Raw genomic sequence first — 11,815 nt, forward strand, 5'->3', positions numbered from 1 at the left:
TCCCGCCACTCGACAACCGCTGACCTCATATCCGATAGTCCCATAGCGCCGCGACACCGATGTCCGCTGCGGCCCACTGCCCGACTCGCCGACGAGGGGGCAGGTCCTTCTCATAACCTAGGGATGACCTCCTACGATTGCACTGAATTCAGCCTCAGCCATTCGACTCAATTTGTCCTGGGTCGACTACCTCATGCTCATCATCTACTTTGTCACGGTCGTCGCAATCGGCCTGGCCGCGCGCCGCAGAGTGAAATCATCGATGGACTTCCTGCTCTCGGGCCGCTCCATGCCGGCCTGGATCACCGGATTGGCCTTCATCTCTGCGAACCTGGGCGCCACCGAAATCCTCGGGATGGCGGCCAACGGAGCCCAGATCGGAATCTCCACATTCCACTACTATCTGATCGGCGCCATACCGGCCATGGTCTTCCTAGGACTGGTCATGATGCCCTTCTACTATGGCGCCAAGGTGCGCAGTATCCCGGAATTCATGCTCCGCCGTTTCGGCAGAGGCCCGCATCTGGTCAACTCGATCGCATTCGCGGTGTCGAACATCCTCATTGCCGGGATCAATCTCTATGCGATGGCACTCATCATCGAGGCGATGCTGGGCTGGCCGCAGTGGGTGGCCATCATCGTGTCCGCGCTGTTCGTGCTGGTGTACATCGTTCTCGGCGGCCTCTCGTCGGCCATCTACAACGAGGTCATGCAGTTCTTCGTCATCGTGGCCGCCCTGGTTCCCCTCACCATCGTGGGCATGCACCGGGTCGGTGGTTGGTCCGGGCTGAAAACGGCATTGGCCAGCACCCAGGGCGGACTGCTCATGCACGCCTGGAAGGGCACCGGATTGTCCGACACCACGAACCCCATCGGCGCCAACTGGCTGACCATCGTCCTCGGGCTCGGCTTCGTCATCTCCTTCGGGTACTGGACCACGAACTTCACCGAGGTACAGCGGGCCTTCTCGGCCAGGAACATGTCCGCTGCCCGGCGCACCCCGCTCATCGGAGCCTTCCCGAAGATGTTCATTCCGTTCATCGTCATCATCCCCGGGCTGATCGCTGCCGCCACTGTGGGCAACCTCTTCGCCGACGGCACGATCACCTACAACGAGGCCATCCCCAAGCTCATGCAGATGTACCTGCCCCAGGGGGTGCTCGGAGTTGCCGTGACCGGTATGACGGCGTCCTTCATGGCCGGGATGGCGGCAAACGTGTCCAGCTTCAACACGGTCTTCACGTACGACATCTGGCAGGAGTACATCAAACCCCACATGTCCGACCGCTACTACCTGGGGGTGGGCAGGCTCGTCACCATCGCAGGCGTCCTGGTCGGTATCGGCGGGGCCTTCCTGGCCTCCCAGTTCGGGAACCTCATGACATACATGCAGACGCTCTTCTCATTCTTCAACTCACCGCTTTTCGCGGTCTTCCTCATCGGCATGCTGTGGAAGAAGATGACCCCGGCAGCCGGCCTGTGGGGATACATATTGGGTATTCTCGCGCCGATCACCGTGTACATCGGGTATCTCAACCATTGGCCGATATTCAATTACCGTACGGCGACCGCAGAAACCCTCTATGCGGCCATGTGGTCTTTTGCCACTGTGCTGGTCGTTGGCATTGGCGTCAGCCTGTTCACCAAACCCAAGCCGGAGGCAGAACTGGTGGGCATGGTCCGCGGCGTGGGCACGATCGATATGACCGCTGACATGCAGAAGGGCGACGAGAAATGGTATCGCTCTCCGCTGCTGCTCGGCGTCACGGCGCTCGTGCTGTGCGTACTTCTGTACATTCCACTGGCCTGAATCGTCCCGAAAGGGTAGCCATCATGCAATCAGATCCACATATCCCTGACGAAGAACGCCAGCCAGCTGGCCAGCCAGCGTCCATGCCGGCGCTCTCGATACTCACCGAGGAGGAGAAGCGCGAGGCAATCCGCGACACCCATCGGTTCGATCTGCGCAGATTCCTCGGCATGCTCTTCGTCATCTACGGAGTGCTGGTCACCGCCATGGGCATCGCCAACCCGGCGGCCGACAAGGCCCCCACCGGCGGCATCCCGATCAATCTGTACACCGGTGTGAGCATGCTCGTCGTGGGCTCCGCATTCTTTGTGTGGGATCACCTCGCGCCGGTCGCCGACGAGGAGATCCTGCGACACGCGGCGCAGTCCAAGGCACAGGCAATGACAGTGGACGAATAGCAGGGCCCGGGGCTTCCCGGTCCAGACCGAGAGGCCCCGCCCGCGCTTCGGCATCGAGGGTGCTGGCAGCCCCTCAGCCAGCCAGCACCCTCGCGGCCTGCCTCGCCGCTCCGAGCGCCACGTATTCGCCTGCTGGTGGCACATTCACCGTGGCTCCAAGGCGGCTCGCGGCGAGCTCGCGGACCGCCCCGAGCTGGGCGCCGCCACCCACCATCTCCACCTGGTCGATCGCCACCCCTTGCGCACGCACGGCGTCCATCGCCCCGCGCATGAGGGTGAGCAGCCCCTCCACTCCCGCACGGGCCACATGGGCCGGCGTCGCATTCGCCAGCGTCATGCCCACCAGCGATGCCGTGGCGTCGGGAAGATTGGGGGTCCGCTCACCCTCGAAATAGGGCGTGAGCACGAGCCCGGCGGCATCGGGTACGGACAGTGCCAAGCGGCTGTACTCCTCGTAGCCGACTCCCAGGATCCGGGCTATTGCATCGGTGATCCGCGAGGCATTGAGCGTGCAGGCGAGCGGCAGCCAACGCCCGGAGGCATCGGCGAATCCCGTCACCGACCCCGAGGGGTCGCTCACCGGATGGTCGCTCACTGCGGCGACGACGCCGGAGGTTCCCAGGGACAGCAGCGCCTGGCCGGGCCGCAGCCCCAGGCCGAGTGCCGCACCAGCATTGTCGCCGCATCCCGGGCCGAGCACGATATCGCCCCAGCCGCGCGCTGGGTCGCCGTGACCGGCAGGTACCCACGGCCCGAGGATGCGCGGCAGCACGATGCCGCGCATCTCGTCCTGCGTTCGGTGCAGCGCCCGGGCCGCCAGCTCAGGCCGGTAGCGGTCCGCGCCGATTTCGGTGTAGCCCGTGCCAGAGGCGTCCGAGCGGTCGGTCACCAGCTCCTGCACGGACCGGGAGCCGGCGATCCGCCAGGTCAGCCAGTCATGCGGGAGGCATATCGCGGCTGTCCGCCGAGCATGCTCGGGCTCGTGGTCGGCCAGCCAGCGTAGTTTCGTGACGGTGAGAGAGGCCACCGGCACAGATCCGGTGAGCTCGGCCCAGACCGCCGCCCCGCGCTCGGCATCTGCCTCGCCCAGCTCGTCGATCAACGCGCGCGCAGCCTCCGCCGAGCGCGTGTCGTTCCACAGCAGTGCGGGACGGATGACATGGCCAGCCTCGTCGAGGCACACCATGCCGTGCTGTTGGCCGGCCACCGAGAGCGCTGCCACGTCGTCGAGGCCACCGGCGGCCTGGACCGCGTCGAGAAAGCCCTGCCACCAGCGCTCTGGGTCCACCTCGGTGCCCTCGGGATGGCTGCCCCGGCCCTGCCGGACCACGCTTCCATCCCGCGGATCGAAGATGACCACCTTGCACGACTGTGTCGACGAGTCGACTCCGGCCACATATCGACGGTTCATGAACTCACCATCTGCTCTCGGGATTGGCAGCACCCGCCGGGCACACGGGAGCTGGGGCGACGGACGCATCCTCGGCAGGAGCTACAGGGAACGACAGCCGAGCCATCCTCGCTCGCTGGCACGCGCCGAAGCGTCCTTTTGTATCGTAACGCAACAATTTCCTTCCGAGCCGTCCTAGGGTGTCTCCATGCAGGAGCTCCCACCGGCACACACTCCCCGAGGCCACGGCGCGCGGCTGCGGGCGCCGGCGCGCCGCAGCGCCCAGCTGGGGGCCAGCGCCCGTCACCTGAGGGCCCGCAATCTCTCCTTGGTGCTGCAGATCTGCCTGTCCGGGCAAGGGCTGGTTTCTCGAGCAGATATCGCGTCGCGAACCCATATGACCCGGGCAACAGCATCGCGCCTGGTGGATGAGCTGCTCGACTCCGGCATCCTCACTGAGCTGGCGCCGCACGAGGGGGGTACGCGCGGGCGGCCCGCTACGCCGGTCGCTGCGCGTCCCGGCGGTGTGGTGGCAATCGGCATGCAGGTGAACATCAGCTATATCGCGGCCCGAGTCATCGACCTCAGCGGGGCGGTTCTCGGCGAGCTGAGCCGCGAGGGCGACTTCCGCGGAAGCGATTGGCGGGCCGTGACCGGCGAACTGGCGGAGCTGGCGCTTGCGGCGCGCGACGCCTTCGTGACACGCCGGGCCCACTACCTGGGGGCGGCCCTGGGGTTACCTGGCCTCGTCTCTCCGGCCGGCCTGGCCCTGGCCCCCAATCTCGGCTGGCGCGAACTCGGCAGCGAAGAGCTCTGTGAGGTCTTCGCGGATGTCGGGCCCATCACGCTGGCCAACGAGGCGGACCTGGCCGCCTATGCCGTCGCGCACCCTGTCCCGGGCGTACCCCAGGGCCCCGAAAGCTTCATCTACGTCTCCAGCGAGGTGGGGATCGGCGCGGGGATCGTACTGAACCACCAGCTGCTCACCGGTGTGCACGGCTGGTCGGGCGAGATCGGCCATATCTGCGTCGACCCGAAGGGGCCCCCATGCACGTGCGGGGCGAACGGCTGCCTCGAGACGCTCATCGGCCAGCGGGCGCTGGCAGCTGGTGCGCAGCTGGATCCGGACGCCCAGCCCTCGGACGTGGCCGCCGCTGCACGCGCAGGCTCCCGCCCGGCCGCGCAGATCATTCGCGCGGCCGGTGTGGCGCTGGGGTCGGTGATTGGCGCAGTGATCAACACCGTGGACATTCCCGAGGTGATCATCGGCGACAAGCTCGCTCAGCTAGGCGAGGGTTTCCTCGACCAGGTGCGCGCCGAAATGATGAGAAGGGTCCTTCAGGCACGAAGCGAACCGCCTCGAGTAGGTGTCCTGACCGGGAACCAGCGCCTCACGCTCACCGGTGGCGCGCACCTCGTGCTGCAGCGACTCGTGGACGACCCCATCACCTGGAGTTCCCGGGCCTGAACCTCTGCTGAGGCCGGGCCTCAGCCGGCGTTGAGCTTCCAGATGGCCCCCGACAGGGCGGTGGCGAAGGCGGTCCACGCAGCGTAGCCCCCCAGCAGCACGCCGTAGCGCCCGCGTACCCGCCCCGCCGACACGGCAAGAGATGTCGAGCTCGCGGCCAGCACGCCCGCCACGACCGCCGAGGCCGGCAGGTTCTGTCCGCGGAAGAACAACCAGCACCAGCCCGCGTTGAGCACGAGGTTGGCGCCGAGCGCGATGCGGAAGCGATGGGCAGCCTCGGCGTCACCACGCCGCTCCAGCTCGTTGAGCACGAGCGTGGACGTGGCGGCGATGTCGACGTACAGCAGGGTCCACGCGATCGGGAAGACGGCGCGGGGTGGCTGCCAGGACGGCTTGGCCAAGGTGGCATACCAGCCGCCCTCGGGCTCGGTGGCCAGGGAACCGAGTACTGCGGTGGCCGCCACTGCAGACGTGGACACCACAGCATTGCGGATCCGCCGGTCACGAGGACTGGGTCCAGGGTCCAGGGTCCAGCGCCTGAGCGCGCGCACTATCGACATCGCCGTTTCCTCCTATGAGGGTGGTCTTCGCGTCCCGTCACCTGCACGTACCCGCACGACAGCGCTCGCAATCATGGCGCGGATCCGGGCGGCCCGCGGTCAACGGCGCTTGACGACCTGCAGGGTGAAGCTCGGCGGCAGCCGCTCAGCCGGCGTTCGAGGCGAGCTGAACGAGCATGTTGATCATGGACGCCAGGACGACCGCACCCAGGAGATAGGAGATGAGCCCCTGCTCAAGGGCGGTGCGCCGCATGGCCTTGGTCTTCAGATCGGTGTCCGAGACCTGATAGGTCATCCCCAGGGTGAAGGCAAGATAGGCGAAGTCGCGATAGTCGGGGTGCGTGTCGCCATTGAAGTCCACGCCCCCGCCGTGCGCGTAGTACAGGTGCGCGTACCGCAGGCAGTACAGGGTATGAACCGCCGCCCATGAGGCGATGATGCCGAAGGTGCCGATGAGGCCGTCGATCACGAGGTCCTTCTCCTTGGCGCCGAACAACAGCAGCCCCAGCCCGACGATGCTGCCCAGGCAGGCCGCCAGGAGCACGGTGTCGGTGAGACCACGGCTGGGATCGTTGTGAGAGGCATGGCGCCGGGTCTCGGCGGCATCCATCCGCAGCACGAGCAGCCAGGTGCTCGCGACGAACAATCCCGCCGTCACAGCCCAGCCGAACATCGCCGCTGCGGCGCCGTGCCGGACGGCCGAGAACGCCAAGCCCGCCGCCAGCCCGAGGACTGCGCTGAGCGCCAGCCGCAGCGGCATGGAATCAGCAAGGCGCTTCATGCCGCAATCCTAGTGAGCTGCGCACGACCGACCCTGTGTTCTCCGACCGCCGTGTTCCGCACCGCCACGCCGAGTTCAGGCGCTGGCGAGCGCGGCCCCGCGACCTGCTCGCCGCCGCCCCACCGGCGTCCGCCGATGCCCGTTCAGCTCCACCAGATCTGGCGCGCTCGCGGGTTTCCCTGGGACTCGAAAGAGTCACCGGCCTCGCGCAGGACCTGGGCAAGCTCGTCGGCGGTGAAATCGAAGCCCTCGGCACCAGCCAGTGCGATGAAGTCCTCCACCGTGTCCGCCTGGTCGTAGCGAATCCGAAGTGCCTTGTCCGAGCCTCCTGCGATGAGCAGGCGCTCGACCTCTGCTGTAGACATGTTGTCCTCCCTGTTCTGCAATGGTGGCGATGCACGTCATCGGGCAACGAGCAGCAGGCTAGTGGCCCAGTCCGGTCCGCTGGGCGTGTCCGCATGGAGGACAACCAGGACACCGCCGCTCCGGATGCGAGAAGGATGTGGAGGTACGTCTCCGTGGCGCAAGACAGGGCCTGCTGTGGGCGAGACCTGGAGCTCAAAGCTGCGCTACACTGGCCGCACGGGCTGAATGTTTACGTAAACGTACGGTCAGGCCCCGAACGCTACGGACTGCTTCGACGAGGAAGAGGACGATCGTATGACCACGATTGTTGGTGCAACGGCAGGCGCCACCCCGCCAGCCACGGCGGTGGCCAACCGCCACAAGCGAGACTGGCGGGGGTGGGGATTCGTGGGACCGTTCGTCGCGGTCTTCCTCTTCGTCTTCATCGCACCGCTCATCTACGCATTGGTGTCGAGCCTGTTCAGCTACCGGGCATTCTTCGGAACCACCGAGTTCGTCGGGCTGTCCAACTACACCAAGCTGTTCGGTGACCAGCTGTTCTGGTCCGGCCTGGGCCGCGTTGCACTGGTCCTGCTGATACAGGTGCCGATCATGCTTGGCATCGCCTTGGTCATCGCCCTCGCGATCGACTCCGGGCGGTTGCATGGCAGCGGATTGTTCCGTATCTCGGTGTTCCTGCCCTATCTCATCCCCACCGTGGTGGCGGCCCTCATGTGGGGCTTCCTCTATGGCACCAACTACGGGCTCGTGAGCCAGATCAACTCCGCCTTGGGCACCCACATCAACCCCTTCGCCCAGCAGTGGATCCTGGTCTCCATCGGCAATGTCATGACGTGGACCTATGTCGGCTACAACATGCTGATCTTCTACTCCTCATTGCGCAGCATCAACGCGAGTCTGTACGAGGCGGCCCTCATCGATGGCGCGAGCGAGTGGCAGATCATCAAGGCAATCAAGCTTCCACACCTGCGGGGTTCCCTGGCGATCACCACGATCTTCTCGATCATCGGCACCTTCCAGTTGTTCAACGAGCCGAGCATCATGCAGAAGATGGCACCCGCCGTGATCACGAATTCCTTCACGCCCAATATGTATGCATACAATCTGTCCTTCAGCTCCGGGCAACAGGGCTATGCGGCTGCCCTGGCAATTGTCATGGGGCTCATTACGGTGATCGTTGCCTACGCCGTCCAGCTGCGCGGCCTCAGCCTCGATGAAGGGAAGAAGTGATGAGCACCGTTACCGGAAGCAAGAGCCACCGGCGGGCAGCCGGCCTGCTCAAGCCTCGAAAGTACAATCCGAATGTGGTGCAGAAGAACTGGGTGCGCACCATCATCATCGGGATCTTCGTGGTGTATGCGTTGTTCCCGCTGGTCTGGCTGCTCATCAATGCGACCAAGACCCAGCAGGACTTCATCGGGACATTCGGCTTCTCATTCGGCCACAAGTTCGCGTTCTGGGACAATATCGTCCAGCTGTTCACCTACAACAACGGGCTCTTCGGCCGGTGGCTGCTCAATACCGTCATGTATGTCGTGATCGGCGGCGGCGGCGCTGTCTGCCTGGCCATCCTGGGCGGATACGGCCTTGCCAAGTATGATTTCCCGGGTCGCAAAGCAGTCTTCATGACGGTCATGGGCGCCATCGCGGTGCCGAGCGCAGCACTGGCCGTGCCGACCTTCCTCATGTTTGCCAAGCTCGGCTTGACCAATACCCCGATCTCGGTGATCATCCCGTCCCTGGTGGCGCCATTCGGCCTGTACCTGATGTACATCTTCACCCTGGAATCAGTGCCGACCGAGATCCTCGAAGCGGCCCGCATGGACGGCGCCAGCGAATTCCGGACGTTCTTCACAGTCGCGCTTCCATTGCTGGCACCCGGCATCGTCACGGTATCGTTGTTCACCGCCACAACCACCTGGAACAACTACTTCCTGCCCTTGATCATGTTGAAGGACCAGAATTGGTATCCTCTCATCATCGGCTTGAACCAGTGGAACAATCAGGCCTTCATCCCGGGGGCCGAACCGGTTCAGAATCTCGTGGTCATCGGTTCGTTGATCACGATCCTGCCCCTCGTGGCGACGTTCCTCCTGCTCCAGAGGTTCTGGCAGGCCGGGTTGTCCGCCGGCGGCGTCAAAGAGTGACCTCTCCGGTCAGCACTCCACATATTTCCAACAATGATGTTCGAAAAACACACTGAAAGGCGAATCATGGGATTCAACACATCACGGCGCGGTTTCTTGGGCGTTGCTACCGCCGGACTGGCAGCCGCGGCCCTGGCCGGCTGCTCCTCGAACAACACGTCGTCGGGATCCTCCGCCTCCGCGGCAGCCTTCGACGCGAACAAGAGCTACACCCTGAACGTCTGGGCCTGGGAACCGACGATCCAGAAGGACTCGGAGGTCACCAAGGCCTTCACCAAGCAGTACCCCAACATCACGCTCAACATCACCAACACCGGTGGCGCCTCCGACGAGTACACCTCCTTGTCCAACGCCCTCCAGGCAGGCACAGGGCTCCCCGATGTCGCCCAAATCGAGTACTACGCCCTGCCGCAATACTCGATCGGCAGCAATCTTGCCGACCTGACGCCCTTCGGTGCAGGCGACCTGCAGTCGAAGTACACGACCGGCACGTGGAACTCGATCCACCAGACCACCAACAAGGGCGCGAAGGGCATCTTCGCGCTCCCCGTCGACTCCGGCCCCATGGCGCTGTTCTACAACAAGGCCACCTTCGACCGGGCCGGTGTCACGACGCCGCCGAAGACCTGGGACGAGTTCTACGACGCCGCCGTCAAGATCCACGCACTGGGCGGCAACTACTACATCACCTCCGACTCGGGCAATGACGCCGGCTTCCTCACCTCGATCATGTGGCAGCTGTCCCCCGGTGCCTTCAAGGTGGACGGCCAGAAGGTGACTGTCGACTTCACCGGAGCCGATTTCCAGAAGTTCGTGACCATCTGGCAGAAGCTCATCAGCGAGAAGCTCATCTCCACGAGCATCACCGGCTGGTCCGACGAGTGGTTCAAAGGCCTGGGGGACGGCACCCTCGCTTCGCTGCCCACCGGGGCATGGATGCCGGCGAATCTCCTGAAGAGCTCCCCGGCAGCCAGCGGGAACTTCCGGGTGGCCGCGATGCCCAGCATCGACGGATCGGCGAAGAACGCCGAGAACGGTGGCAGCTCGCTGGCCGTGCTGGCGAAGACGGCCGCCGACACCCAGGCCGCTGCCTACAAGTACCTGGAGTTCGTGAGCAACGGACCGGGCGCCACCCTGCGCGTCCAGGCCGGGAACTTCCCCTCGCTGGAGGCCACCCTGGAAGATCCCAATTTCCAGGCGTCCACCGGCGACTTCGCGGCCCCCGACCTGCTGAAGTACTTCGGCAACCAGGAGTACAACAAGCAACTGGCCGCCGGCGCGAAGAATGTGAACTCCGGATGGTCGTACCTGCCGTTCCAGGTGGCCGTGAACTCCAAGTTCGCCGACACCGTGGGCAAGGCCTACAACAATTCGGGCACCACGCTCAAGGATGCGCTGTCGGCCTGGGGCGATGCGATCGTCTCCTACGGCAATGATCAGGGCTACCAGGTGACCAAGAAGTCCTGACCTCGGAGGTCTCCGATCACTCGATACAGGGGCCGAGAGGGGGTGCTGCCAGGCCGAATGCCTGACAGCACCCCCTCTCGTGCATCTCTATGTCGTCGTGCATCCATGCCGCGCACGACGCCGCGCAGCGTTGGCCTGCGGCCTCCAGACAAGCCGACAGATCAGTGGGGGGCGGGTGCGGTGGATCCGCGCACGACGAGGCTGCAGGGCACCAGAACGTGCTGCAAGGCGATGCTCCCGGAACTCACCGCGTCCACCACCAGCTCGGTGGCGAGCCGGCCGAGCGTCTCGAAGTTCTGGGAAACCGTGGTGAGCGGAGGCACCACATAGGCCGAATCCGAGGCATCGTCGAATCCCATCACCGAGACCTCCTGCGGAACCCGCCGGCCCGCCTCGGTGAGGGCCCGGATGACACCGATGGCCATCGAATCGTTGCCTGCGAAGACAGCGGTGATCTCCGGACGCCCGGCGATGATCGTGCCGGCCCGATAGCCGGACTCGGCGCTCCAGTCGCCGGGGAAGACCTCGCCGGGGCGAAGCCCGGCATCCTCGAGTGTCCGACGCCAGGCACGCTCTCGCTTGTCGGCGGCGAAACCGCGGCGCGGGCCCCGGACGTGGCAGATTTGGCGGTGCCCCAGCTCGAGCAGGTGGCGGGTGGCGAGCACCCCGCCCTGGTCCTGGTCGACGTCGACGGTGGGCATCCTCAGTTCCTGGCGTGTCGAGCCCACGATGAGAACAGGCACCCCCGGCGGGAACTCCGCTTCGGCCGAATCGATGAGGCCCTCCTCGAAGAGCAGCACGATCGCATCGACGGCCTCCTCGGCCAGCCTGTTGTATGCCCCCGACACGCTCTTCTCGGTGCGCTCGGAGGTGACCATGAGCGTGGTGGAAAAACCCCTCCCCGCCAAGGTGGTGGACAGCGCATCGATGGTCTTCATATTGCCGTAGGTGCTCAGCGTGAAGGTGATCACGCCCACCGAGTTGTAGCGGCCGCGCTTGAGCGCACGGGCAGCGACATTGGGCCGGTAGCCGACCTCCCGCATGACCTGGATGACCCGGCGGCGAGTCTCCTCACGCACATTGGGCTCCCCATTGGACACCCGCGAGACGGTCTGGGCCGAGACACCCGCGATCCGGGCGACATCGGCCATCACCGGCGAATGCTTGGTGCCCTTCTTCCGTGCGCGACGAACGTGCTGCCCCCCGGTAGGGTGCAGCGCCGAGTTCCCAGCCGCAGCAGCGCGCGACATTGCGATCCCTCTCCCCGATGGCTGTGAACGAGGCTGTTCAGAGCTCTCTGCTATCGTAAACATTCCGCCGGCCCGATGGTGATACGGGCTCATCCCAATCGAGGGTGTAGTTGGGGTCTGAATCCGCCTGTCTCGAGCAGGCTTCTGGCGATGTAGTTGGTGAGGTTGCGGAAGCCCA

The 11,815-nt window shown here is 65.1% G+C and carries 11 protein-coding genes; 6 read left to right on the top strand and 5 right to left on the bottom strand.

Annotation, left to right across the window (positions count from 1 at the left end):
• Positions 1–193: 193 nt before the first annotated feature.
• Both BMX93_RS11210 and BMX93_RS11215 read left to right on the top strand, forming a co-directional pair.
• Positions 194–1,810 (top strand): sodium:solute symporter family protein, encoded by a 1,617-nt coding sequence (locus BMX93_RS11210; RefSeq protein WP_091971079.1) that lies wholly within the window; start codon positions 194–196, stop codon positions 1,808–1,810.
• A gap of 23 nt (positions 1,811–1,833) precedes the next feature.
• A complete protein-coding gene (locus tag BMX93_RS11215) occupies positions 1,834–2,208 on the top strand; it encodes a hypothetical protein (RefSeq protein ID WP_143052902.1) in 375 nt (124 codons plus the stop codon).
• 73 nt (positions 2,209–2,281) lie between these two features.
• Here BMX93_RS11215 and BMX93_RS11220 read toward each other — a convergent pair whose 3' ends face one another.
• Positions 2,282–3,619: a xylulokinase gene (locus tag BMX93_RS11220; RefSeq protein ID WP_091971083.1), complete on the bottom strand. Its 1,338-nt coding sequence runs from the start codon at positions 3,617–3,619 to the stop codon at positions 2,282–2,284.
• 187 nt (positions 3,620–3,806) lie between these two features.
• Here BMX93_RS11220 and BMX93_RS11225 point away from each other — a divergent pair, with 187 nt between their 5' ends.
• Positions 3,807–5,066 (top strand): ROK family protein, encoded by a 1,260-nt coding sequence (locus tag BMX93_RS11225; protein ID WP_091971085.1) that lies wholly within the window; start codon positions 3,807–3,809, stop codon positions 5,064–5,066.
• A 20-nt stretch (positions 5,067–5,086) separates the two neighbouring features.
• Here the strand turns inward: BMX93_RS11225 and BMX93_RS11230 are convergent, their stop codons facing one another.
• The 3 genes from BMX93_RS11230 to BMX93_RS11240 all read right to left on the bottom strand — a co-directional run bounded on the left by BMX93_RS11230 (position 5,087) and on the right by BMX93_RS11240 (position 6,772).
• Entirely contained in the window at positions 5,087–5,626 is a 540-nt protein-coding gene (locus BMX93_RS11230; protein WP_091971087.1) for a TspO/MBR family protein, read from the bottom strand.
• 145 nt (positions 5,627–5,771) lie between these two features.
• Positions 5,772–6,407, bottom strand: a complete 636-nt coding sequence (locus BMX93_RS11235) for a DUF1345 domain-containing protein (protein WP_091971089.1) — start codon at positions 6,405–6,407, stop codon at positions 5,772–5,774.
• Between the two features lie 143 nt (positions 6,408–6,550).
• The gene (locus tag BMX93_RS11240) at positions 6,551–6,772 is read right to left on the bottom strand and encodes a Nif11-like leader peptide family natural product precursor (RefSeq protein WP_091971091.1); all 222 of its coding nucleotides are present in this window, start codon (positions 6,770–6,772) and stop codon (positions 6,551–6,553) included.
• 295 nt (positions 6,773–7,067) lie between these two features.
• Between BMX93_RS11240 and BMX93_RS11245 the strand changes: the two genes are divergently transcribed.
• From BMX93_RS11245 to BMX93_RS11255, 3 genes are all read left to right on the top strand, one after another.
• Positions 7,068–8,003, top strand: coding sequence for a carbohydrate ABC transporter permease (locus BMX93_RS11245; protein WP_091971093.1), 936 nt, complete (start codon positions 7,068–7,070; stop codon positions 8,001–8,003).
• Positions 8,003–8,920 (top strand): carbohydrate ABC transporter permease, encoded by a 918-nt coding sequence (locus tag BMX93_RS11250; RefSeq protein WP_091971095.1) that lies wholly within the window; start codon positions 8,003–8,005, stop codon positions 8,918–8,920. Before BMX93_RS11245 ends, BMX93_RS11250 begins: the two co-directional genes overlap by 1 nt.
• Positions 8,921–8,986: 66 nt before the next feature.
• Positions 8,987–10,387: an extracellular solute-binding protein gene (locus BMX93_RS11255; protein WP_091971097.1), complete on the top strand. Its 1,401-nt coding sequence runs from the start codon at positions 8,987–8,989 to the stop codon at positions 10,385–10,387.
• A gap of 161 nt (positions 10,388–10,548) precedes the next feature.
• Here BMX93_RS11255 and BMX93_RS11260 read toward each other — a convergent pair whose 3' ends face one another.
• Positions 10,549–11,637 (bottom strand): LacI family DNA-binding transcriptional regulator, encoded by a 1,089-nt coding sequence (locus BMX93_RS11260; RefSeq protein WP_091971099.1) that lies wholly within the window; start codon positions 11,635–11,637, stop codon positions 10,549–10,551.
• Between the last annotated feature and the right edge of the window lie 178 nt (positions 11,638–11,815).

The sequence above is a fragment of the Propionibacterium cyclohexanicum genome (assembly GCF_900111365.1).
Lineage (GTDB): Bacteria > Actinomycetota > Actinomycetes > Propionibacteriales > Propionibacteriaceae > Propionibacterium > Propionibacterium cyclohexanicum.